23 protein-coding genes are annotated in these 23,128 nt (G+C 68.4%); 7 read left to right on the top strand and 16 right to left on the bottom strand.

The features are described 5' to 3' along the window. Positions 1–87 precede the first annotated feature (87 nt). Together ubiH and LRM18_RS17685 are read left to right on the top strand one after the other, a co-directional pair. Positions 88–1,296: a 2-octaprenyl-6-methoxyphenyl hydroxylase gene (gene ubiH, locus LRM18_RS17690; RefSeq protein ID WP_270955151.1), complete on the top strand. Its 1,209-nt coding sequence runs from the start codon at positions 88–90 to the stop codon at positions 1,294–1,296. Continuing rightward, complete coding sequence (locus LRM18_RS17685; RefSeq protein WP_270955150.1) at positions 1,293–2,474, top strand: UbiH/UbiF family hydroxylase; 1,182 nt, start codon at positions 1,293–1,295, stop codon at positions 2,472–2,474. The genes ubiH and LRM18_RS17685 overlap by 4 nt, the downstream gene beginning before the upstream one ends. 69 nt (positions 2,475–2,543) lie before the next feature. On the opposite strand, the gene LRM18_RS17680 is transcribed toward LRM18_RS17685, so the two are convergent. The 6 genes from LRM18_RS17680 to LRM18_RS17655 form a co-directional block, all read right to left on the bottom strand. Continuing rightward, positions 2,544–2,942: an EF-hand domain-containing protein gene (locus LRM18_RS17680; protein WP_206633235.1), complete on the bottom strand. Its 399-nt coding sequence runs from the start codon at positions 2,940–2,942 to the stop codon at positions 2,544–2,546. A gap of 65 nt (positions 2,943–3,007) precedes the next feature. Further along, positions 3,008–4,075 (bottom strand): 23S rRNA (cytidine(2498)-2'-O)-methyltransferase RlmM, encoded by a 1,068-nt coding sequence (rlmM, locus tag LRM18_RS17675; protein WP_182068352.1) that lies wholly within the window; start codon positions 4,073–4,075, stop codon positions 3,008–3,010. Next, on the bottom strand, positions 4,059–4,619 hold the full coding sequence (locus tag LRM18_RS17670) for a nucleoside deaminase (protein ID WP_019661129.1): 561 nt from the start codon (positions 4,617–4,619) through the stop codon (positions 4,059–4,061). Before LRM18_RS17670 ends, rlmM begins: the two co-directional genes overlap by 17 nt. A gap of 96 nt (positions 4,620–4,715) precedes the next feature. Next, the gene (locus LRM18_RS17665) at positions 4,716–5,438 is read right to left on the bottom strand and encodes a DUF6348 family protein (protein ID WP_154330079.1); all 723 of its coding nucleotides are present in this window, start codon (positions 5,436–5,438) and stop codon (positions 4,716–4,718) included. 50 nt (positions 5,439–5,488) lie between these two features. Then, on the bottom strand, positions 5,489–6,142 hold the full coding sequence (locus LRM18_RS17660; RefSeq protein ID WP_049469715.1) for a membrane protein: 654 nt from the start codon (positions 6,140–6,142) through the stop codon (positions 5,489–5,491). 43 nt (positions 6,143–6,185) lie between these two features. After that, positions 6,186–7,934 (bottom strand): glutamine--tRNA ligase/YqeY domain fusion protein, encoded by a 1,749-nt coding sequence (locus LRM18_RS17655; protein ID WP_053506418.1) that lies wholly within the window; start codon positions 7,932–7,934, stop codon positions 6,186–6,188. A gap of 352 nt (positions 7,935–8,286) precedes the next feature. On the opposite strand from LRM18_RS17655, the gene LRM18_RS17650 reads away from it, so the two are divergent. Further along, positions 8,287–8,550: a DUF2007 domain-containing protein gene (locus LRM18_RS17650; RefSeq protein WP_049467989.1), complete on the top strand. Its 264-nt coding sequence runs from the start codon at positions 8,287–8,289 to the stop codon at positions 8,548–8,550. Positions 8,551–8,580: 30 nt separating this feature from the next. Then, positions 8,581–9,246 carry a peptide-methionine (S)-S-oxide reductase MsrA gene (msrA, locus tag LRM18_RS17645; RefSeq protein ID WP_032956996.1) on the top strand — a complete coding sequence of 222 codons (666 nt, stop codon included), beginning with the start codon at positions 8,581–8,583 and terminating at the stop codon, positions 9,244–9,246. A 675-nt stretch (positions 9,247–9,921) separates the two neighbouring features. On the opposite strand, the gene LRM18_RS17640 is transcribed toward msrA, so the two are convergent. The 5 genes from LRM18_RS17640 to ahpC all read right to left on the bottom strand — a co-directional run bounded on the left by LRM18_RS17640 (position 9,922) and on the right by ahpC (position 14,884). Further along, positions 9,922–10,878 carry a transaldolase gene (locus LRM18_RS17640; RefSeq protein ID WP_103282772.1) on the bottom strand — a complete coding sequence of 319 codons (957 nt, stop codon included), beginning with the start codon at positions 10,876–10,878 and terminating at the stop codon, positions 9,922–9,924. 50 nt (positions 10,879–10,928) lie between these two features. After that, complete coding sequence (rnk, locus tag LRM18_RS17635) at positions 10,929–11,333, bottom strand: nucleoside diphosphate kinase regulator (protein ID WP_053462222.1); 405 nt, start codon at positions 11,331–11,333, stop codon at positions 10,929–10,931. Positions 11,334–11,456: 123 nt separating this feature from the next. Beyond that, complete coding sequence (locus LRM18_RS17630) at positions 11,457–12,419, bottom strand: LysR substrate-binding domain-containing protein (protein WP_103282771.1); 963 nt, start codon at positions 12,417–12,419, stop codon at positions 11,457–11,459. 85 nt (positions 12,420–12,504) lie between these two features. Then, positions 12,505–14,097, bottom strand: coding sequence for an alkyl hydroperoxide reductase subunit F (gene ahpF, locus LRM18_RS17625; RefSeq protein ID WP_049466519.1), 1,593 nt, complete (start codon positions 14,095–14,097; stop codon positions 12,505–12,507). A gap of 223 nt (positions 14,098–14,320) precedes the next feature. Then, complete coding sequence (gene ahpC / locus LRM18_RS17620; RefSeq protein WP_005408159.1) at positions 14,321–14,884, bottom strand: alkyl hydroperoxide reductase subunit C; 564 nt, start codon at positions 14,882–14,884, stop codon at positions 14,321–14,323. Between the two features lie 322 nt (positions 14,885–15,206). Here ahpC and prmC point away from each other — a divergent pair, with 322 nt between their 5' ends. Together prmC and pip are read left to right on the top strand one after the other, a co-directional pair. Beyond that, entirely contained in the window at positions 15,207–16,064 is an 858-nt protein-coding gene (gene prmC / locus LRM18_RS17615) for a peptide chain release factor N(5)-glutamine methyltransferase (RefSeq protein ID WP_270955149.1), read from the top strand. Positions 16,065–16,112: 48 nt separating this feature from the next. Beyond that, positions 16,113–17,054 carry a prolyl aminopeptidase gene (gene pip / locus LRM18_RS17610; protein WP_197640664.1) on the top strand — a complete coding sequence of 314 codons (942 nt, stop codon included), beginning with the start codon at positions 16,113–16,115 and terminating at the stop codon, positions 17,052–17,054. Between the two features lie 561 nt (positions 17,055–17,615). Here pip and LRM18_RS17605 read toward each other — a convergent pair. Beyond that, a complete protein-coding gene (locus tag LRM18_RS17605) occupies positions 17,616–18,500 on the bottom strand; it encodes a LysR family transcriptional regulator (RefSeq protein WP_164688362.1) in 885 nt (294 codons plus the stop codon). A 105-nt stretch (positions 18,501–18,605) separates the two neighbouring features. Between LRM18_RS17605 and LRM18_RS17600 the strand changes: the two genes are divergently transcribed. Next, positions 18,606–20,015, top strand: coding sequence for an MFS transporter (locus LRM18_RS17600; protein ID WP_270955148.1), 1,410 nt, complete (start codon positions 18,606–18,608; stop codon positions 20,013–20,015). A 65-nt stretch (positions 20,016–20,080) separates the two neighbouring features. Here LRM18_RS17600 and LRM18_RS17595 read toward each other — a convergent pair whose 3' ends face one another. Genes LRM18_RS17595 through LRM18_RS17580 form a run of 4 tightly spaced genes read right to left on the bottom strand, consistent with a single transcriptional unit; the run spans position 20,081 to position 22,950 of the window. After that, positions 20,081–20,878, bottom strand: a complete 798-nt coding sequence (locus tag LRM18_RS17595) for an N-formylglutamate amidohydrolase (RefSeq protein ID WP_103282767.1) — start codon at positions 20,876–20,878, stop codon at positions 20,081–20,083. Continuing rightward, positions 20,871–21,425 (bottom strand): NUDIX hydrolase, encoded by a 555-nt coding sequence (locus tag LRM18_RS17590; RefSeq protein WP_049465743.1) that lies wholly within the window; start codon positions 21,423–21,425, stop codon positions 20,871–20,873. The genes LRM18_RS17595 and LRM18_RS17590 overlap by 8 nt, the downstream gene beginning before the upstream one ends. After that, on the bottom strand, positions 21,422–22,372 hold the full coding sequence (locus tag LRM18_RS17585) for a 5'-3' exonuclease H3TH domain-containing protein (RefSeq protein ID WP_053462228.1): 951 nt from the start codon (positions 22,370–22,372) through the stop codon (positions 21,422–21,424). The genes LRM18_RS17590 and LRM18_RS17585 overlap by 4 nt, the downstream gene beginning before the upstream one ends. Then, positions 22,369–22,950, bottom strand: a complete 582-nt coding sequence (locus LRM18_RS17580) for a nitroreductase (RefSeq protein ID WP_053505770.1) — start codon at positions 22,948–22,950, stop codon at positions 22,369–22,371. Before LRM18_RS17580 ends, LRM18_RS17585 begins: the two co-directional genes overlap by 4 nt. Positions 22,951–23,128: the final 178 nt, after the last annotated feature.

The following is a 23,128-nucleotide window of genomic DNA, read 5'->3' as shown; positions in this document are numbered from 1 at the left end:
CAGGTTTCATTCTAGCCCGCCGCGCCGGTTGGCGCAGGTCGGGCGCCGTTGGGTGTTCGGGCGGGGCGAGCGCGTATCATGAACACCATGAGTGAACGACATGACGTGCTGATCGTCGGTGGTGGCCTGGTCGGTGCCAGCCTGGCCATCGCCCTGGACCGGCTGGGCCGCGACGTGGGCCTGCTCGAAGCCAGCCCGGCCGGCGAGCTGCCGGCGGTGTTCGACCAGCGCAACCTCAGTTTCGCCGCTGCCACGGTCAACGCACTGACCGCCCTGCGGGTCATGCAGAAGCTGGCGATGGCACCGGGTCCGATCCGCCGCATCCATGTCAGCCGTGCCGGCGATTTCGGCCGCGTGCAGCTGGAGGCGGCCGACTACGACCGGCCGTGGTTCGGCCAGGTGGTGGTGGCGCGGGACTTCGGCCAGGCGCTGGAAGCGCGCCTGCAGGAGCTGCCGCGGCTACGGCGCTACCGGCCGATGCGGTTCCTGGGCCTGGGCGAGGTGGTCGACGGTTACCGCCAGGTGCGGGTGGCCGACGAGGCCGGCGAGCGCGTGCTGCTGGCGCGGCTGGTGGTGGGAGCCGATGGCACGACCAGTGGCGTGCGCGACGCGCTGGGCATCGAGGTCGATCGCCATGATTTCCAGCAGACCCTGTTCGTGGCCCGGGTGCGCAGCCAGCGCGCGCCGGACGGCACCGCCTGGGAGCGCTTCACCGATACCGGCCCGACCGCGTTGCTGCCGCGGGGTGACCGTCATTTCGGCAGCGTGCACGGCGTGGCCCGCGAGCAGGCCGATGCGGTGATGGCGCTGGACGATGCCGCCTGGCTGCAGCGCCTGCAGAACGCGATCGGCTGGCGTGCCGGTCGCTTGCTCGAATCCGGCCCGCGCAGCGCGTATCCGCTCATCCAGGTGCTGGCGCGCGCGCTGGCCGGTGAACGCACGGTGCTGCTCGGCAATGCTGCGCAGACCATCCATCCGCTGGGCGCGCAGGGCTTCAACCTGGGCCTGCGCGATGCACTGACCCTGGCCGAACTGCTGGAGGATGCGCAGGACGATGCCGGCAGCGATGCTCTGCTGCAGGCCTACGTCGCGCGCCGCGAGGAAGACCGCCGGCAGACGGTGGCGTTCTCCGGTGGACTGGCGCGCCTGACCAGCAATCCGGCGCCGCTGATGCGGCCGTTGCGCAGCCTCGGCCTGGTGGCCGCGCAGCGCGCGTCGGTGCAATCGATGCTGGTCGGTGGCGCGATGGGCTTCCGCGGCGAAGTGCCACGCCTGTGCCGCGGAGAAGCCGCATGAGCCGGCGCGCCCGTCTTGACGTGGCCGTCGTCGGCGGTGGCGTGGTCGGTGCCGCGTGTGCGCTGGCGCTGGCCGATGCCGGACTGTCGGTGGCGCTGGTCGAGGGCCGCGAACCAGCGCCGTGGCAGGCCGCACAGCCGGACCTGCGCGTGTTCGCCTTCGCCGCTGACAATGTTCAGCTGTTGAACCGCCTCGGCGTGTGGCCGGCCATTGCCCAGGCCCGTGCCTGGCCCTACCGGCGCATGCAGGTGTGGGACGCGGCCGGTGGCGAGGATCTGCTGTTCGATGCCGATCGCTTCGGTCGACGCGAGCTGGGGTACATCGTCGAGAACGGCCTGCTGCAGGATCGCCTGTGGTCGGCATTGCCGGCGGCGGGCGTGCAGCTGCACTGCCCGGCACGGGTGGACGCGCTGGAGCAGGACGAGGACGGCGTGCGCCTGCGCCTGAATGACGGGCGTCGCCTGGAAGCGGCGTTGGCGGTGGCCGCCGACGGCGCCGAATCGACCCTGCGCCAGCTGGCCGGCATCGAGGTCGAGCGCTACGACTACCACCAGCGAGGCGTAGTGGCCTACGTGGACAGCGATCTCCCCAACCAGGCCACGGCCTGGCAGCGCTTCCTGCCGAGCGGGCCGCTGGCGCTGCTGCCGGTGGCCGAGCGCCGCAGCTCGATCGTCTGGACCCTGCCCGAGGACGAGGCGGCGCGCGTGCTGGCGCTGGACGAGGACAGCTTCAACCGCGAACTGACCCGCGCCTTTGCGGCACGCCTGGGTGAGCTGCGCTTGGCATCGCCACGTGCGGCATTCCCGCTGCGCCGCCAGTTGGCCCGTCACTACGTGGCCGGTCGCGTGCTGGCATTGGGAGACGCCGCCCATGTGGTGCATCCGCTGGCCGGGCAGGGCGTGAACCTGGGGCTGCGCGATGTCGCCGCCCTGCAGCAGTGGCTGGCGCCCTCGGCAGAGCGCCGCGGCCAGCCGCGGCTGTCACCGCAGCGCCTGCAACGCTGGGCACGCGAACGCCGCAGCGACAACCACGTCGCTGCCTACAGCTTCGATGCGATCAACCGCCTGTTCTCCAACGACGAAATGCACCTGACCCTGGCGCGCGGCCGCGCGCTGGGCTGCGTCGGCAAGTGGCCGCCGCTGGTGCAGGCGTTCTGGAAGCGCGCCGCCGGCGTCTGAAGCAAAAAGGGGACGGAGGGGATTAAGTCGCATGTGCACATGCGACTTAATCCCCTCCGTCCCCTTTTTTCAGTCAACCAGCCATCCGGCCAGGTCGGTGCGGTCCAGCTTGCCGCGATGTCTGCGGTCCAGCGAGTTGAATTCGTCGGCCAGCGCTGGGTTGGCCTGTGCTTCCTCGCGGCTGATGAAACCATCGCCATTCACGTCGAGGTCGCTGAAGCGGATGCGGTACTGGCCGACCACGCTGCTGGGCTCCAGCGAGCGCACGGTCACCTGGGCCTCGCCGGCCGGCTGTGCAATCTCGACGCTGCCGGTCACCCGCCCGGCATCCAGCGGTTGCTGGCGGATGGCACCGCCGGTCGGGCCCAGCGGCTGGCTTTGCGCAGGGGTCGATGGGCCGTGCTGGGCCATGACCGGTACCGCGGCCAGCAGGGTGGCCAACAGCACGGCGGAACGTGGAATGTCCATGACAGGCTCCTTGCCAAAGGGGTACCGGGAGCGTACTCCCGGCACCCTGTGCCGCCGATGACGGATCAGCGCAGCGGCGAGGCCAGCACGGTGATCTCTTCACGATCGTGATAGAGCTGCTTGGCGCGCACCACCAGCGGCTTGCCGGCCTGGTCCTGGAACAGGTCCAGGCACAGCCGGGTTTCGTCCCAGCGCTTCTTCATCGGCAGCTTCAGGTTGAAGATCGCGTGCCGGCACCAGCCTTCGCGGAACCAGGTGGCCATGCGTTCGGCGACGCGACGCGGCTGCTCGACCATGTCGCAGACCATCCAGTCCAGCGGTTGTTCCGGGTGCCAGTGGAAGCCGTCGGCGCGCAGGTGCTCGACCAGGCCGGTGTCCAGCACGTGCTGGCGCAGCGGGCCGTTGTCGATGCTCAGTACGTGCATGTGCTGGCGGGTCAGCACCCAGGTCCAGCCGCCGGGGGCGGCGCCCAGGTCGGCCGCGCGCATGCCAGGCCTGGCCAGCGCCTCGCGTTCCTCCGGCGTCAGCAGGGTCAGCAGTGCTTCGTCCAGCTTCAGCGCCGAACGCGAGGGCGCTTCGGGCAGCAGCTTCAGGCGCGGAATGCCCAGCGCCCACGGCGCGCTGTCGGCCGGGTCGGCCACGCAGACGAACGCATGGGTGCCGTCGACGAAGACCACGTGCAGGCGCGGCAGGCGGTTGTTCGGCTTGTCGCTGAGCTTGCCGGCCTTGCGCAGCGCCGGGCGCAGTGCATTGCCGAAGGCTCGCGCCAGCCCGGACAGCGGCTTACCAGCGTCCGAATCGGGGTGCTCCACCCACAGGTCGCCGAAGCGCGGCGCATCGGCCAGCACGTCCAGCATCGGGGTGATGCGATCGCTCGGGTCCAGCTGCGGCAGCTCGGCCAGCACGACCAGCTTCTGCCGCGCGAAGATCAGTTCACGCCAGCGCAGGCGTGGCGCCAGTGCTGCAGCGTCGTCGCACATGAAAAGCACATAGCCGTCATTGCGCTGGGTGCGCGCATAGCCAGCGAAACCGGCTTCACCGGCGCGGAACTGCAGCTCGCCGGCCAGCTCGGGTTCGAAGCCCTGCCGGCACAGGCACAGCAGGCCGATGCCGGTCTCAGTAACGGGCGCCATCGCTTTCCCCATAGGTTCGCAGCACGCTGCGCGCGGCGTCGCGGTCCAGGCCCTGCACCACTTCGATGCCGCGCTTGTTGAGTTCGCCCACCCAGTCGGCCGGCAGCGGGCCTTCGTCGAACGGCGTCAGTTCCTCGACGTCGGCCGCACTGGCACCGATCAGCAGCCGGTCGATGCCGGCCCAGACGGTGGCGCCGTAGCACTGGCAGCAGGGCTGCGAGCTGGTGGCCAGGGTGACCGGCGACAGCACCGCGTTCAGGCGCGGGGTCTGCAGGCGTTGCTGGGCCAGCATGTAGGCCATGTTCTCGGCGTGCGCCAGCGAGGTCGCGTGCGGCATCACCCGGTTGACGCCAGCGGCGATCACCTTGTCATCCGGACCGAACACCACGGCGCCGAACGGGCCGCCGCTGGCGTGCTCGACGTTCAGCCGCGACAGCTCGATCGCCAGCGCGACCTTGGCCTCGTCGCCCGGATATCGACGATCCAGGTCGATCTGGTCGTGGATCCAGGCGGGAAGGGTCAGGTGGACTTGCGCGTACAGCATCGCGGGGGTGCCTCGTAGGGATGGAAGAAGGTGCGGTTGCTTGGGAAACCGGCGCGCAGTGTAGCTGCACCGGCCTGTATCGGGTGTGGCGGTGGGTCAGCCCGGCGAGCCGGTGCGGATCACCACGTACTGCTTGCGGAACTCCAGCCCGGCCTGCGGCCAGCTGGCCGCGTAGGCGCGAAGCAGGGGCAGGGCGGCAGCGAAGTCGTGGCCGTTGACCCGGCAATCGGCCTCGCACAGGCCATCGGCATCGCGCGAGGCGAAAAGGCGGATGGCCAGGAAAGAACGCGTCTTCAGCAGCGCATCGAATGCATCGATGCTGCGGGTGAACAGGCAGCAGGGGCAGGAGCCATGATCGTCTTCGCTGCGGGGGCCGGTGTCCATCTCATGCTCGCGGTAATGCGCCAGTGGACCGAGCACCACGGTGCGTTCGAGTTCCTGGCCGTCATCGCCGGCCGGATAGGTCAGGCCCATCATCGGCAGCCCCTGCGCGTCTTCGGCGCCGATCGCGGTCTGCAGGGTCGCAAGGTCCACCCGTACCCAGGCCTGGAAGCCGGACAGCAGCGATGCCTGCTCATCGGTACCGTTGGCATGCTGGTACTCGAACAGGCCATCGGCGAACAGCACGGGATGCTGGCTCTCGATGACGGTGGAAGTCTGCCAGCCGCCGTTGTCGCGCGCGTGCGCGGCCACCGCATGCGGGGTCAGGCGCAGGCCGCTGTCCAGCAGCAGCGCGCCGCCGTCGACGCGGCTGGCGGTGCCGGCCTCCTGCAGGACCTGCTGCAGCAGCGGGAGGAGGGCGGCGGAGGTCGTGGTCATGTCAGGCCTGTGGGTGGATGGGGTGGAGCATCCAGGCAGGGCCTGGGGATCTAGCGGTCGAGCGCGTCGAGTTCGGCGCGATATCGCTGCGCGTCGGGTTGCTGCTGCGGATCGTTGCCGTGGTCGCGCAGCCAGCTTTCCAGCTCGCGGCGATAGTCGGCGCGGAACTCGGCATTGCCCGGGCTGAAGTGCAGCTTGCGCGCCGCCACCTCCACCCGCTCGCGCGCGCTGGCCCGGGCCTGGGCCAGCCCGTGCGGGGATTCGTTGGTGAGGATGACGAAGTTGCGCGGGAAACCCGGCGTGTACTTGACCACGAACGGCTGCTCGCGCGCCGGGATGCGGATGGCGTTTTCCAGCGGCCACAGCGAGGCGGTGTTGGTGTGGAACACCACGTCCACATCGCGGCCCTCGGCGGTACGCAGCACCCCTTCGTAGCGCCAGATGTACTGTTCGTTGAGCGTGGAGCTGGTCCGCTCGGCCTTGACGATCACCGCTTCACCGCGCTCGCCCACCATGTTGAGGAAGGTGGCGTTGAGGAAATGGCCGAGGAACATGTTGAGCATCGCCAGCGGGAACACCACGATGGCGTAGCCCGGAAAGCGCCGCCACCACGAGACCAGCCCGGCCAGCACCATCGCTGCAAAGAACGTCAGCAGCGGATGCTGCGAGATGAACCAGAGCAGGACGGAAAGGGCGGTGATCATCGTCGCGGTCGTGCGGGCGCCATCCAGGCGCCCGCGCAGGTCCTCAGGCCGACCAGGTGTCGCGCAGGGTCACGCTGCGGTTGAACACCGGCTTGGCCTCGCTGTGATCGCGGCGGTCGGCCACGAAGTAGCCGGTACGTTCGAACTGGAACGACTGCTCCGGCGCGGCGCTGGCCGCGGCCGGCTCGACATAGCCGGTGACGGTGCGGCGCGATTCCGGGTTGAGGTAGTCGCGGTAGGTCTTGCCTTCCGATTCGTCGTCCGGGTTCGGCACCGAGAACAGGCGGTCGTACAGGCGGATCTCGGCCGGCACGCCATGCACGGCGCTGACCCAGTGGATGGTGCCCTTGACCTTGCGGTTGGCGCCTTCCATGCCCGGGCGCGATTCCGGATCCAGCCAGCCGCGCAGCTCGGTGATGGTGCCATCGGCATCCTTGATCACTTCGTCGCAGCGGATGATGCCGGCGCCGCGCAGGCGCACTTCGCCACCCGGCACCAGGCGCTTCCAGCCCTTCGGCGGCACTTCGGCGAAGTCCTCGCGGTCGATCCACACCTCGCGTGCGAACGGTACTTCGCGGCTGCCGAAGCTTTCGTCCTTCGGGTGGTTGCTGAAGGTCAGCTGTTCTTCGTGGCCTTCCGGCAGGTTGGTCAGCACCAGCTTGACCGGATCGACCACCGCCATGCGGCGCGGCGCGGCGCTGTCCAGGTCTTCGCGCAGCGCGCCTTCCAGCACGCTGAAGTCGATCAGCGAATTCTGCTTGCTGATGCCCACGCGCTCGGCGAACAGGCGCATCGCGGCCGGGGTGTAGCCGCGTCGGCGCAGGCCCTGCAGGGTGGGCATGCGCGGGTCTTCCCAGCCGTCCACCAGCTGTTCGGTGACCAGCGCCATCAGCTTGCGCTTGCTCATCACCGTGTAGTTGATGTTCAGGCGCGAGAACTCGATCTGGCGCGGCTTGGCGGCTTCGCGCGGCAGGCCGGCATCGACCAGCGGCTGGGTCAGCGCGTCGTCATGGGCGAAATCGACGTTGTCCACGCACCAGTCATACAGCGGGCGGTGGTCTTCGAACTCCAGCGTGCACAGCGAGTGGGTGATGCCCTCGATCGAATCACCCAGCGCGTGGGCGAAGTCGTACATCGGGTAGATCGGCCACGCATTGCCGGTGTTCTGGTGCTCGACGTGCTTGATGCGGTACAGCGCCGGGTCGCGCAGGTTGATGTTGCCGCTGGCCATGTCGATCTTGGCGCGCAGGGTGCGCGCGCCATCCGGGAATTCACCGGCGCGCATGCGGCGGAACAGGTCGAGGTTCTCCTCGACGCTGCGGTCGCGCCACGGCGACGGACGGCCCGGCTCGGTCAGGGTGCCGCGGTAGGCGCGCACTTCCTCGGCCGACAGGTCGCAGACATAGGCCTTGCCCTGCTCGATCAGCTTTTCGGCGGCCAGGTAATAGGCTTGGAAGTAGTCCGAGGCGTGGCGCAGCTCGTTCCACTCGAAGCCCAGCCAGCGCACGTCGTCCTGGATCGCAGCCACGTATTCCGGATCTTCCTTGGCCGGGTTGGTGTCGTCGAAGCGCAGGTTGCAGACGCCGCTGAACTCACCGGCGATGCCGAAGTTCAGGCAGATCGACTTGGCGTGGCCGATGTGCAGGTAGCCGTTCGGCTCGGGCGGGAAGCGGGTCTTGATCGCCTGATGCTTTCCACTGGCCAGGTCCTCGCGCACGATCTGGCGGATGAAATCGCGCTTCTCGTGGCTGTCGGCGGGGGTCTCGGGGCTGGCGGGGGTGTGCTCGGACATGAGTCGGCGAAAAGAAAGGCAGAAAGACCAACAGTCTAGCGCGTACGGGGCAGGGCTGCCCGGTGGCGGATGGGGATGCCGGCCAGCGGCCGGCACTACCCGCCCATCTTCCGGTAGTGCCGGCCGCTGGCCGGCGGAACGCGGATCGACGCGCAGGTCGGTAGTGCCGGCCGCTGGCCGGCGGAACGCGGATCGACGCGCAGGTCGGTAGTGCCGGCCGCTGGCCGGCGGAATGTGGATCGACGCGCAGGTCGGTAGTGCCGGCCGCTGGCCGGCGGAATGGCCATGCGCCGTCACCATCACCATTCAGCCCCCGGGCGTATGCTGGAACCCTGTCCCACGGAGCCGCCGCATGCACATCGTGTACAAGGCCGACAACCTGTTCGACGCCCATCTGGTCAAGCACGCGCTGGAAAACGCCGGCATCCCGGCCTTTGTGTTCGGCGAGCAGCTGCTGGGCGGCATGGGCGAGCTGCCGTTGTTCGGCGTGCTGCGGGTCGGCATCCCCGACGCGGCGCGGCCGCAGGCGGAGGACATCATCGCCGCGCTGGACTTGGGCCCGGCCGCGGACGCCCCCATTTCCGATGCAGACGATTGGGCCGGACAGCCGGCGTAGGAGTGCATCATGTTGGGAATTGGCCAGGGCATCCTCGGCATCGGGGCCTTCAAGCAGCGCCTGCCGCGCCCGGAAGAGGCACTGCCGGGACGCGAGCAGCCGTTGCCGCTGCACAGCAACCAGCACTTCGTGAACAGCCATCCGCTGAAGGACCGCTTCGCCGGCCTGCAGCAGATCCGTTTCGCGCTGGGCTGCTTCTGGGGCGCCGAGCGCAAGTTCTGGACCGAGCCGGGCGTGTACAGCACCTCGGTCGGCTACGCCGGCGGCATCACCCCGAACCCGACCTATGAAGAGGTCTGCTCGGGCCTGACCGGCCACACCGAAGTGGTGCAGGTGGTGTTCGACCCGGCGGTGGTGAGCCTGGAACGGCTGTTGCAGCTGTTCTGGGAAAGCCACGACCCGACCCAGGGCATGCGCCAGGGTAACGACACCGGCACCCAGTACCGTTCGGCGATCCATGCCACTGACGAGGCACAGTACGCCGCTGCGCTGGCCAGCCGCGAGGCCTACCAGGCACAGCTGGATGCGGCCGGCTACGGCCCGATCACCACCGAGATCGTGTACCCGGCACCGGCGTACTACTACGCCGAGGACTACCACCAGCAGTACCTGGCGAAGAACCCGAACGGCTACTGCGGTATTGGTGGCACCGGCGTAAGCTGCCCGATCGGGCTGGATGTGGAGGCGCCGCGCTGACGCGCGGTGGTCCGCCTGCGGCGGGCAGAAGCCAAGGCCAAAGCCAAAGCGAAAGCCAAAGCCAAAGCCAAAGCCAAAGCGAAAGCGGCTCTGGGTTGCTGATGGTTGGGCGGGACTGGGGCGGCCGGCAGGACACGCCGTAAACCCGTCCATGGGGGCTCGATGGCGCCATCCATGGCGCCAACGGTCCTGCCAGCCGCCCCCGTCCCACCTTCGACAGTTTCCCGGTGACGGTGGGAAAGAGCATTGGGTTACTGACGAACTGTTGGAAAACAAAAAGGACGCGGCTTTCGCCGCGTCCTTTTTGTTTGTTTCTGCATTCCCCTTGGAGAGCCGAAGCCAGCGGCAGGAGCCGCTGCCAACGTCGCTTGCGACGGCCCGGCGGGTGCCGGTCAGGACGACCGGCATAGCCATGCTCGGCTCCGAGCAAGCGAAGCGCGCGACCCGCTGTTGCTCTTCTTTCTTTCTTCCGTGGCGGGCGGCCACAGGAAACTGTCAGAGGGCGGGCGGGTTGGGTTCGCGGGAGTGTCCGCCGCATGGATGCGGCGGCCAAGCCTCCAGGGATGGATTCACGGCGTCTCCCGCGAACCCAACCCGCCCGACCCAGCACGGCTGTTGCTTCATGCCTTTCGCGACCAACCGACCCGCCACGAGGGGCTCAGCCGTTGGCCGGAATCACAGTGCCGCGCGGATCCGCTCGCGCAGTGCTTCCAGATCCTTGGCAAACGCCTCGATACCCGTCGCCAGCTTCTCGGTGGCCATCGGATCGGCCGCCAGGTCCGCCGCGAACGTGGCCGCGTCGATCGGGGTCACCGCCGCGCCATCGGCGGCGCCGGCCACCAGCTTGCGCGGCAGCTCGCCGTGGTCGGCGTCCAGCTTCTCCAGCAGGTCCGGCGAAATCGTCAGGCGGTCGCAGCCGGCCAGCGCTTCGATCTGCGCGGTCGAACGGAACGAGGCGCCCATCACCACCGTCTTCGAACCACGGCGCTTGAATTCGGCATAGACGCCGCGCACGAACTTCACGCCCGGGTCTTCGTCGATGGTGGCCGGGGTCTGGCCGTTGGCCACGTACCAGTCCAGGATGCGGCCGACGAACGGGGAGATCAGGAACGCGCCGGCCTCGCTGCAGGCCAGCGCCTGGGTCGGGTTGAAGATCAGGGTCAGGTTGCAGTCGATGCCTTCGGCCTGCAGCACGCGCGCGGCTTCCACGCCTTCCCAGGTCGCGGCGATCTTGATCAGGATCTTCTCGCGCGGCACGCCGGCATCGGCGTACATCTGGATGAACTGGCGCGCCTTGGCCACGGTGGCAGCGGTGTCGTGGGCCAGGTCGGCATCCACCTCGGTGGACACCCGGCCCGGTACCAGCGTGCTCAGCAGCGCGCCGACGCCGATGGTCAGGCGGTCGGCCACCGCGTGCACCACGGTTTCACGGTCGCCGCCCTGCTGGCGGCCCCAGGCCAGTTCACGTTCGATCAGGTCGGCATAGACCGGCAGGTCCAGCGCCTTCTTCACCAGGGTCGGGTTGGTGGTGCAGTCCACCGGCTGCAGGCGCTTGATCGCCTCGTAGTCACCGGTATCGGCAACGACCACGGACAGTTCGCGCAGCTGGGACAGTTTGGACGGGGTACTCATTACGGCTCCTGGTGCAAGGGAATCGAATCGCGCGCGGTGCGCAGCGGTAATCAGGGGTGATCGTTGTGGACAGCCGTCACGCGCAGGCGCAGCTTGCGGCCGCCGGGCGCGTTCCAGTCGATGCTCTGGCCGATCGACAGGCCCAGCAGGGCGGTGCCGACCGGGGCCAGCACGGAGACCTTGCCTTCATCGACATTGGCTTCGCGGGGGAAAACCAAGGTCAGGACGTGCTTTTCGCCCGACACTTCATCTTCGCACTCCACGCGCGAATGCATCATGACGATGCCTTCGGGAATCTGGTCCGGCGCCAGCACAGTGGCCCGGTTGAGTTCTTCAGCAAGCGCGAGCGCGGCAGGCGTCTGGCTCAGCGCAGGGGACTCGAGCATGGCGTCCAGGCGGTCCATGTCGAAGGAAGAAACGGTGATCGACGGCGGCAGGCCGCTGGCGGTGTTCATGGTGAAGCTCCTTGGTTGAAAGCCATGCAAAAGGCGGCACCTGCTGGCGCCGCCTGTCTGTATTGTGGGGACAAATGCGGCCGGAATCGACTCCTGCCGATTCCGGGCCGGTGCTGCGGGGGCTCAGCCGTTCAGCGCGGGGCCGGGCGGGGCTGCCGCATCGGACGTGGCGTGCAGCGCGTCCAGGGTGAACAGTGCCTGCGGCAGGCGCTTGAACTGGTCGGCCAGCTCCATCAGGAAGTCGTTCATGGCCGAGCTGCGGCGCCAGATCATGGCGATGCGGCGGCTGGGACGACCCTCGCCGGTGAAATCGAGCAGGCGGATGTTGTTCGAGCGCGGCACCGGTGGCTGCACCGACAGGCTCGGCAGCAGGGTGATGCCGACGTCAGCGGCGACCATCTGGCGCAGGGTTTCCAGGCTGGTGGCGCGGAATTCGGACTTCTCGTTGGCGCCGAACAGGCGGCAGACTTCCAGCGCCTGGTCGCGCAGGCAATGCCCGTCTTCCAGCAGCAGCAGCTTCTGCGTGGCCAGCTCCTGCACGTCCAGGTGTTCGCGACGGGCCAGCGGGTGGCGGCCGGAGACGGCCAGCAGGAACGGTTCCTCGAACAGGAACTCGGCATGCAGCTGGTCATCGATCACCGGCAGCGCCAGCAACGCAGCATCCAGCTTGCCTTCGCGCAGGCGGTCCAGCAGCACGTCGCTCTTTTCCTCGACGAGCAGCAGTTCCAGCTCCGGGAAGCGTTCACGGATGCGCGGAATCACATGCGGCAGCAGGTACGGGCCGAGGGTCGGGAAGATGCCCAGGCGCACCGTGCCGGCTTCCGGGTCGCGGCTGCGTCGCGCCGCTTCCTTCAGCTGTTCCACTTCGGACACGATCACCCGTGCCCGTGCCGCCGCTTCCTGGCCGGCCGGGGTCAGCATCACCTTGCGCGGTGCGCGTTCCACCAGCGGCAGGCCCAGTTCCTCTTCCAGCTTGCGGATCTGGGTGGACAGCGTGGGCTGGCTGACGAAGCAGGAGGCGGCAGCCCGGCCGAAATGCTTGTGGTCGGCCAGGGCTACCAGGTACTTCAGATCACGTAGGTTCATCCTTACACCCCAAGGGTAACGGACCGGCTGACGGCGTGGTTACCCGACAGGCAGACAATGTTCCCGGTGATCTGGGAACGGTGGATCAGGCCGCTTCAGCAACGGCACCGCTGCTGTTGCTCACCGACGAGCGGATCAGGTGGTCGAACGCGCTCAGTGCGGCGGTCGAGCCGGCGCCCATGGCGATGATGATCTGCTTGTAGGGCACCGTCGTGCAATCGCCAGCAGCGAACACACCCGGCAGGTTGGTCTGGCCGCGGTCGTCGATGACGATTTCGCCACGCGGCGAAAGCGCCACCACATCCTTCAGCCACTCGGTGTTGGGCAGCAGGCCGATCTGCACGAAGATGCCTTCCAGCTCGACGCGGTGGGCATCGCCGCCGATGCGGTCCTTGTACACCAGGCCAGTGACCTTGCTGCCGTCGCCCAGCACTTCGGTGGTCTGTGCGCTGGTCAGCACCGTCACGTTGGCCAGGCTGCGCAGCTTCTTCTGCAGCACTTCGTCGGCACGCAGGCTGGAATCGAACTCCAGCAGGGTTACATGCGACACGATGCCGGCCAGATCGATGGCCGCTTCCACGCCGGAATTGCCACCGCCGATCACCGCCACGCGCTTGCCCTTGAACAGCGGGCCATCGCAGTGCGGGCAATAGGCCACGCCCTTGTTGCGGTACTGGTCTTCGCCCGGCACGTTCATCTGCCGCCAGCGCGCGCCGGTGGACAGGATCACCGAACGCGACTTCAGCACCGCGCCGTTCTCCAGCTGCACCTGCACCAGGCCGTCTTCGCCGGCCGGCACCAGCGCGCTGGCACGCTGCAGGTTCATGATGTCCACGTCGTACTCGCGCACGTGCTGTTCCAGCGCCGTGGCCAGCTTCGGGCCCTCGGTCTCCTTCACCGAAATGAAGTTCTCGATGGCCATGGTGTCCAGCACCTGTCCACCGAAGCGCTCGGCGGCGATGCCGGTGCGGATGCCCTTGCGCGCGGCGTAGATCGCCGCTGCCGCACCGGCCGGGCCACCGCCGACCACCAGCACGTCGAAGGCGTCCTTGGCGGCGATCTTCTCGGCGTCGCGCTTGCCGGCATTGGTGTCCAGCTTGGCCACGATCTGCTCGAGGGTCATGCGGCCCTGGTCGAACACTTCACCGTTGAGGTACACGGTCGGCACCGACATGATCTCGCGCTTCTCGACTTCGTCCTGGAACAGGGCGCCGTCGATGGCCACGTGCCGGATGCGAGGGTTGAGCACCGCGGCCAGGTTCAGCGCCTGCACCACGTCCGGGCAGTTCTGGCAGGACAGCGAGAAGTAGGTTTCGAACGCGTACTCGCCTTCCAGGTTCTGCACCTGCTCGATCAGCTCGGCGGTGGCCTTGGACGGATGACCGCCGACCTGCAGCAGCGCCAGCACCAGCGAGGTGAATTCATGGCCCATCGGCAGGCCGGCGAAGGTCAGGTGGATATCCTGGCCCGGCGTGCCCAGGTCGAAGGACGGCACGCGGCCCTGGCCATCGCGCAGGACCTGCAGCGAGATCTTGTCCGACAGGCTTTCCAGGGTCTGCAGCAGCTCCAGCATTTCCTGCGACTTGGCGCCGTCGTCGGCGTGCGCGGTGATCTGGATCGGGCGGGTCACGCGCTCCAGATAGGTCTTCAGCTGCGACTGCAGGTTGGCGTCCAACATCGGTCTTCTCCTGGCTTCAGGCAAACAGGGGGCGTGGCACCGCTGTACAAGGTAGCGGACCAGCTGGGGGTAGGGGTGAACCCAAGACAGCGACCGTGGAAGGGGCTGGCTGGCCAAGGCGGGCGAGCGTTGGCTGTCTTGGGTTCACCCCCACGCCGGCAGAGCACCGGCATGGGGATGAAGGGCGCGCCGTGGCGTGGGGCCATGGCAGGCCGGTACGGCGTTAGATCTTGCCGACCAGGTCCAGCGACGGGGTCAGGGTCTTCTCGCCTTCCTTCCACTTGGCCGGGCACACCTGGTTCGGGTTGGCGGCGGTGAACTGGGCAGCCTTCAGCTTGCGCAGGGTCTCGGAGACGTCACGGGCGATCTCGTTGGAGTGGATCTCCAGGGTCTTGATCACGCCTTCCGGGTTGATGATGAAGGTGCCGCGCAGGGCCAGGCCTTCTTCCGGAATGTGCACGCCGAAGGCGTTGGTCAGCTGGTGGGTCGGGTCGCCGACCAGCGGGAACTGGGCCTTGCCGACGGCCGGCGAGGTTTCGTGCCACACCTTGTGCGAGAAGTGGGTATCGGTGGTGACGATGTAGACCTCGGCGCCGGCCTTCTTGAACTCGGCGTAATGGTCAGCTGCGTCCTCGATCTCGGTCGGGCAGTTGAAGGTGAAGGCGGCCGGCATGAAGATCAGGACGGACCACTGGCCCTTCAGGCTGGCGTCGGAAACCTTGATGAACTCGCCGTTGTGGTACGCGTTGGCTTCGAACGGCTGGATCTGGGTGTTGATGAGAGACATCATTTTTCCTCTTGGTGAAGGGGAGCGGGTGAATCGACAGGGGCTAGGTTACCCATTCGCTGGCGATAAGAACAATGCATTGATTGCATCTATTTAATAGACACAGTCTATCGTAAGGCCATGAGCAGGCACTGAACCTTGCCGTGGCCATCCTGCAACTGGCTGTGTGACAAGGAAAATCTTCCGCAGCAGGGGAAGACGGCCGATAGCCCGTCCTTATCCCGTGGACGGGGACCTGAACGGATTCCGGTTTTCTAGAGCCGAGCCCGTGCCCGGCTGCTCCAGAAGCAGCCGAGCACGGGCCCGGCTCTACAATTGCGGAATGTCCTTCCAACCCGAACCCTCCCTGCGCCAGGTCGTGGCCGACGCCAGCGCCCGCCTTGGCGGCATCGACGCCCGCCACGAAGCCGAACTGCTGCTGCTGCACGTGCTGGAACGCCCACGCAGTTGGCTGTTCACGCATGCCACCGATCCGCTGGCTGCCGCTGACCAGGCCGCCTTCGAAGCGCTGTTGGCCCGCCGCATGGCCGGCGAGCCGATCGCCTACCTGACCGGCCGCCGCGGTTTCTGGACGCTGGACCTGGAAGTCGACCCGGCCACGCTGATTCCGCGCCCGGAAACCGAGCTGCTGGTCGAGCTGGCACTGGAGCGCCTGCCGTCAGACCAGTCGCTGCAACTGGCTGACCTCGGCACCGGCAGCGGTGCGATTGCACTGGCACTGGCCAGCGAACGGCCGCAGGCGCAGGTGCTGGCCACCGACGCCAGCCCGGGCGCGCTGGCCGTGGCTGCGCGCAACGCTGCGCGCCATGAACTGCGCAACGTCCGCTTCGCCGAAGGCGGGCACGACTGGTATGCGCCGCTGCAGGGGGCACGCTTCGACCTGATTGCCAGCAACCCGCCGTATATCGCCAGCGACGATCCTCATCTGGACCAGGGCGACCTGCGTTTTGAACCGGCTACCGCGCTGGCCTCCGGCGTGGATGGCCTGGATGACATCCGCCGCATCGTCGACGGTGGTCAGGCCCACCTGCGGCCCGGTGGCTGGTTGCTGATCGAGCACGGATGGGACCAGGGCGCGGCGATCCGCGCGTTGTTCGACGCCGCCGGTTTCGCGGAGGTGCAGACTGCGCAGGACCTTGAGCAGCGCGATCGCATCACCCTGGGCCGGCGACCGGCCTAGAATGGAGGTTCTCCTGCCCCGGCAGGGCATCACCCTGGAGCTGCAAGCATGCGTACGCTGTACCCCGCCATCACCCCCTACGACGTCGGCACCCTGAAGGTCGACGAGCGCCACACGCTGTACTTCGAGCAGTGCGGCAACCCGGACGGCAAGCCGGTGGTGATGCTGCATGGTGGCCCGGGTGGCGGCTGCAGCGACAAGATGCGCCAGTTCCACGACCCGTCGAAGTACCGCATCATCCTGTTCGACCAGCGCGGCGCTGGTCGCTCCACCCCGCACGCGGATCTGGTGGACAACACCACCTGGGACCTCGTTGCCGACATCGAGAAGCTGCGCGAGCACCTGAAGGTCGATCGCTGGCAGGTGTTCGGCGGCAGCTGGGGTTCGACCCTGGCCCTGGCCTATGCCGAAACCCATCCGCAGCGCGTGACCGAACTGGTCCTGCGCGGCATCTTCATGCTGCGTCGCTGGGAGCTGGAGTGGTTCTACCAGGAAGGTGCCAACCGCCTGTTCCCGGATGCGTGGGAGCACTACCTCAAGCCGATCCCGTCGGTGGAGCGGCATGACCTGATCTCGGCCTTCCACCGCCGCCTGACCAGCGAAGACGAAGCCACCCGCCTGGAAGCGGCCAAGGCGTGGGCAGTGTGGGAAGGTGCGACCAGCTTCCTGCACGTCGATGACGACTTCATCAACAGCCACGAAGACCCGCATTTTGCGCTGGCGTTTGCCCGCATCGAGAACCACTACTTCGTCAACGGCGGCTTCTTCGAGGTGGAAGACCAGTTGCTGCGCGACGCGCACCGCATCGCCGACATCCCGGGCGTGATCGTGCACGGCCGCTATGACGTGGTCTGCCCGCTGGCCAACGCCTGGGACCTGACCAAGGTATGGCCGAAGGCAAAGCTGGAAATCACCCCGGCGTCGGGCCATTCGGCGTTCGAGGCCGAGAACGTGGACGCGCTGGTGCGCGCGACCGATAGCTTCGCCTGATCGGTAGTGCCGGCCGCTGGCCGGTAACGCCTTACCTGTCCGTTCCGCCGCTCGCCGGCCAGCGGCCGGCGCTACCCGACAGCCAAGGCGTCGGGCCATTCGACGTTCGAGGCCGAGAACGTGGACACGCTGGTGCGCGCGACCGATAGCTTCGCCTGATCGGTAGTGCCGGCCGCTGGCCCGCAACGCCTTGCCGGTCCGTTTCCCCGCCGCCCGAGGTGGCTCGCCGGCCATTCGGCGTTCGAGGCCGAGAACGTGGACACGCTGGTGCGCGCGACCGATAGCTCCGCCTGATCGGTAGTGCCGGCCGCTGGCCGGCAACGCCTTAGCGGTCCGTTTCGCCGCCGCCCGAGGTGGCCCGCCGGCCAGCGGCCGGCGCCATTCGGCGTTCGAGGCCGAGAACGTGGACACGCTGGTGCGCGCGACCGATGGCTTCGCCTGATCGGTAGTGCCGGCCGCTGGCCGGCACCGCCTTACCGGTCCGGTTCCCCGCCGCCCGAGGTGGCTCGCCGGCCAGCGGCCGGCGCTATCCGATAGCCATGGGTGCTGCATGGCGTGGATTTACCAATCCCCGGCCAGCAACGCGTCGGCCAGCACCTGCAGCTTCGGCGAGTGCTGGCGCGACGGTGGGTAGATCAGCGACAGCGCGCGGTTGCGGCCCTCGAACGGCTGCAGCACGCGTTGCAGGCGGCCGTCAGCCAGCGCGTCGGCCACGGCGAAATCCATCACCTGCACGATGCCGATACCGGCGATGGCCGCTTCCACCAGCGGATCGCCGCTGTCGAACACCATCCGCGTCGGTGGCGTGAACTCACGCAGCTGCCCGTCCTGCAGGAACTGCCAGTCCACCAGCCGGCCACTGCGCAGGTTGCGCACCGCCAGGCAGGCATGATCCCGCAAGGCAGCCACATCGTCGGGCGAGCCACAGCGGTCGAGGTAGTCCGGGCTGGCCACCGTTACCCAGCGCAGCGGACGCAGCGGGCGTGCGACGATGCGCTGGTCGGCGATGACGCCGGTGCGCAGCGCGGCGTCGAAACCTTCCTCGACCAGATCGACCAGGCGGTCGCTGAGCACCGCCTCCACCTGCAGTTGAGGATGCCGTTGCAGCAACGGCCCCAGCAGCGGCACCAGCACCTTGCGCCCGAACATCGAGGGTGCGCTGATCTTCAGGGTGCCCGAGGGCGTGCACGGACGATCGGCCAACTGGCGTTCGGCATCCTCCAGGCCACACAACAGCGGCGCCACCTGATCGACGAACTGGCGGCCATCCGGGGTCAGCGCCACGTTGCGGGTGTTCCGCTGCAGCAGCTTCACTCCCAGCGTGGCCTCCAGCCGGCCGATCGCGCGCGAAAGCCCGGACTGGCTCAGGCCCAGCTGACCGGCGGCCACGGTGAAACTGCGCGCTTCGGCCACCTGCACCAGCATGCGCACCGCATTGAGGTCCATCGAGGTTCCATTCATGCCGAAAATCATGACAGATATGGTGGGTTGGGGGTTTATCGATTGCCCGGCATCAATGAGACTGCGCTCCCCCAACGCGCCAGACCGCCGATGCCTCCCCTCAAGTACCCGCGTTGGGCGCTGACCCTGCTGGCCACTGCCCAGCTGATCATCGCCCTGGATGCCACCATCATCTTCGTCGCCCTGCACGACATGGGCCGCGCGCTGCAGATCAACGCGCAGCAGCTGCAGTGGGTGGTCAGTGCCTACACCGTCGCGTTCGGCGGCAGCCTGCTGCTGGGTGGCCGCGCCGCCGACCTGATCGGCCGCCGCCGCTTCTACCGGCTGGGCATGCTGCTGTTCGCCCTGGCATCGCTGCTCGGCGCGCTGGCGCCGAATGCCACCCTGCTGATCATCGCGCGCGCGGCGCAGGGCATCGGTGCGGCACTGCTGTTCCCGGCCACGCTGGCGCTGATCAACACGCTGTACGCGGAAGGTCCGGTGCGCAACCGTGCGCTGGCGATCTGGAGCATGGCCAGCGCGGTGGGCCTGGCGCTGGGCACGCTGCTCGGTGGCGTGCTGACCCAGGCGTTCGGCTGGCCGGCGGTGCTGGCCGTGATCGTGCCGCTGGCCACCGCCTGCGCGGTCGCGGCCGGTGCCTGGCTGCCGGCCGACGGCCCGCGTGCGCACGGCCGTTCGTTCGACCTAGCCGGGTGCATCACCGTCACCCTCGGCGGCAGCCTGCTGGTGACCACGCTGGTGCAGGGCCCGGAATGGGGCTGGACCGCACCGGCCACGCTGGGCTGCCTGCTGCTGTCGGCGCTGCTGCTGGTGACGTTCGTGCAGATCGAACAACGCAGCCGCGATCCGCTGATGCAGTTCGCGCTGCTGCGCCTGCCCGGCCTGCGTGCCGCGCTGGGCCTGACCTTCGCCTTCATGAGCAGCTACGGCGTGCAGTACTACTTCATGGCGCTGTATTTCCAGGACGGCTACGGCTGGAGCCCATTGCAGGCCGGCCTCGCGTTCCTGCCCGCCACCGCAGTGTGCACGGTCGGCATCCAGCTGGCGGAGTGGACATTGCAGCGCTGGAGCGCGCGCAGGGTGCTGGTGGCCGGGCAGCTGGCCGGCGCCATCGGCATTGCCTGGGTTGCAGCGTCGCTGCCGCATGCAGCGAACTTCTGGCCGCTGCTGCCGGGTGTGGTGGTGATGAGCATCGGCCAGGGCATGACGTGGACCGCGATGTGGATCGTGGCCGGGCAGGGCGTGCCGGCTGCACAGCAGGGCGTGGCCTCCGGCATGGCAGCCACCGCGCAGCAGATCGGCGGTGCGCTGGGCCTGGCGGTGCTGGTGATGGTGGCCAACGCCGATGCCGGCGCCGCCGGTTCGCCGAGTGCACTGGCCGGGCTGGTGCGCGCCGAATACGGCGCCGCGTTGTTCGCCCTGCTGGGTGTGGCGATCGCACTGGGCCTGCGCCCGGCGCCGGTGGCGGTGGTGCCGGCCGCTGGCCGGCAAACACTCTGATCCAACGATCCGGAGGTTGCCGGCCAGCGGCCGGCACTACCGGTTGGGCATTGATGCACGCGCGTTCAACCCAGCGCCAGCAGCTCCGGTTGCAGCGCACTGAAGATCCGCGCCAACCGCTCGGCCCAGGCCTGCTGCCCGGCGACGCCGGCGATCAGGTCCTGGCGGATCTCCAGTTCCACGTGCACCAGGCCACGGCCTTCGCCATGCACCGGTACCGCGTAGTCGCTGGTACTGCTGACCGAATACGGTTCGTTGTCACCCACCACCAGGTCGCCTTCGTCACGCAGCGCCTGCAGCAGGGCATGCGCGAAGCGCGTGTCCCGGTGGTACAGCACGCCGGCATGCCACGGCCGCTGCGTGCCGTTCATCGCCGGGGTGAAGCTGTGCATCATCACCAGCAGGGTGGGGCGGCCGGCATCGCGGCGTACATCCAGTTCTGCGTCGATGCGCGCGTGGTAGGGCGCGTGGATCGCATCGATGCGCTGCTGGCGCTGCGCCGCCGACAGTCCGGCATTGCCCGGGACCACGGTGTGGTCGCTCACCTCCGGGATCAGCGTGGGCGAGGCCAGCGGGCGGTTGCAGTCGATCAGCAGCCGCGAATAGGTCTGTTCGATCGCCCATGCATCCAGCCGTTCGGCCAGTGCGCGGGTAGTGCCGGCGATGCCGATGTCCCAGCCGATGTGGCGATCCAGCTCGGCCTGCGCCAGTCCCAGGCCGGCCAGCGCGCGCGGCACCTGCTGCCCGGCGTGGTCGGCCAGCAGCAGGTACGGCGAAGCGCCCTGCGGCCGGTGCACGGTGTAGACCGCAGGATCGCCGGCCCCGAGCAATGCCGGCACGGGGTGCAGGTCGGCATCAGCCACGAGGGCGCCCGTCCAGGTGGTGCTCGATCATCCACAGCCCGGCCCAGAGCTTGGCATCCAGCTCGTAGCCTTCGCCCATCTTCTGTACCAGCCAGGCGGCGGCCTGGCTGCGTGGAATCTCGTGCACGGTGATGTCTTCGCTGTCATCACCGCCACCGTCGCCGATGCGGCGCAGGCCGGTGGCGCGCACGAAGGCGATCTTCTCGCTGCTGGCGCCGGAGGAGGTGGGGCCGATCATCAGCACTTCGGCATGGTCGGCGGTCCAGCCGGTTTCTTCTTCTAGCTCGCGCACGGCCGAGACTTCGATCGACTCGCCGGCGTGGATGTCGCCGACCAGGCCGGCCGGCATCTCGATGGTGGGGGCCTGCAGCGGCACGCGGAACTGTTCGACGAACAGCACCTTGTCCTCCGGGGTCACCGCGATGATGATCGCGGCCAGGCCGCCGGCGTGGGTGCGTTCGCTGTATTCCCAGGTGCCACGCACCACCATGCGCTGGTACTTGCCTTCATAGACGACACGCGGGGCTTCGGTGTTGCGCTGGCTCATGCGGGCTCGCTGGAATTGGAAAAGGAAGGAGTGGGAACGGGGTCGGCCACGCCGGCGGCACCGAACAGCCGGCGGCGGGTCATCGGGCCGAAGCGCAGGGTCTGGCACAGGCCATCGAGCAGTTCCGGGTCGGCCGGCTGGCGCAGCAGGCCGGGTTGGCTGCCCTCCAGCGGCGCGTCCAGCGCGATGGTGGTCAGCTGGCGCCAGAGCTGGGCGTGCTCGCGCTGCTCGCGCAGGCGCACGGCCATCTGTGCAGCGCCACGCAGGCGCAGGAACGGCACCTCGTCCAGGCGTTCGAACAGCGCATCCATGCTGCCGAAGTGAGCCAGCAGCACGGCGGCGGACTTGCTGCCGACACCACTGACCCCGGGAATGTTGTCCACGGCATCACCGCACAGCGCCAGGTAGTCGGCGATCTGGTGCGCGTGCACGCCGTGCCGGGCCTTCACCCCGGCCACGTCCCAGCGCTGGTTGCGGGCGTAGTCCCACTGCTCGTCGTGGTCGGCCAGCAGCTGCGACAGGTCCTTGTCGGCGGAGATGATCACCCCGCGATGGCTGCTGCGGTGGACGTGCAGGGCACTGCCGATCAGGTCGTCGGCCTCGTAGTCGTGATGGGCCAGGACCGCCAGGCCCAACGCCGCGCACAGCGCCTTGCAGTGCACGAACTGGCGCTTGAGCGCCTCCGGTGCCGGATCACGGTTGGCCTTGTAGGCCGGATACAGGCGGTGGCGGAAACCGCTGTCGAGCGCTTCGTCGAAGGCGATGGCGATGTGCTGCGGGCGCTCGCGTTCCAGCAGGTCCAGCAGGAAGCGGGCGAAGCCGTGCACGGCATTGGTCGGCCAGCCCTGCGCGTCCTGGAACTGGTCCGGCAGCGAGTGCCAGGCGCGGAACACGTAGATGCTGGCATCGACCAGGTACAGCGACGGCGGCGGTGCCGGCAGGGTCATGCCGGCGGCGTCCAGTCCCGCAGCAGGGTTGCCGGGTCGGGGCGCTCGCGCTCGGGCACGTCGGCCCTGGCGGTGCCGATGTGGATGAAGCCGGCGATGCGTTCGCCCTCGACCAGGCCCAGGTGGGCCTGCACGACCGGATCGAAGGCCATCCAGGCCGTCAGCCACTGTGCGCCGAAGCCCAGCGCCTGCGCGGCCTGCAGCAGGGCGAAGCAGACGCAGCCGGCGGTCATCAGCTGCTCCTGCTCGGGCACCTTCGGGTCCGGGCGCGGGCTGGCCACCACCACGATCACCAGCGGGGCGTGGCTGAAACGCTGGCGGTCCTTCTCGAACACGGCCTCGCCGGCATGCGGGTCGCGCTGGCGGCTGCGTTCGGCCAGGAAGTCGCCCAGAGTGTGACGTGCATCGCCGGCGATCTTCAGGAAGCGGAACGGTACGCGCTTGCCGTGGTCGGGCACGCGTACGGCCGATGCCAGCATCCGCTGCAGCGTGGCCGGGTCCGGGCCGGGCTCGCCCAGTTGCCGCGAAGGCACTGAGCGGCGGGCATCCAGGGCGAGCAGGGCAGCGGGGTCGGGCATGGAGTCTGAACCGGTCATCACGGGGGTTTGATTATAGTCGGGGTGGTCAATGACGCCGTCTGTGTCGCGTCCGGCCTCTGAATACCAAACTGTGATGAACGTCATGCCACTGACGGGGAATGAACGATCGCTTCCCCTCGCCTCGCAGGCCTTGCACGGCTTACGATACCCCTCTTGC

It is taken from the genome of Stenotrophomonas sp. PI_27, assembly GCF_027854495.1.
Classification (GTDB): Bacteria; Pseudomonadota; Gammaproteobacteria; order Xanthomonadales; family Xanthomonadaceae; genus Stenotrophomonas; species Stenotrophomonas pavanii.
This window is presented reverse-complemented; position numbering and strand designations above follow the sequence as displayed.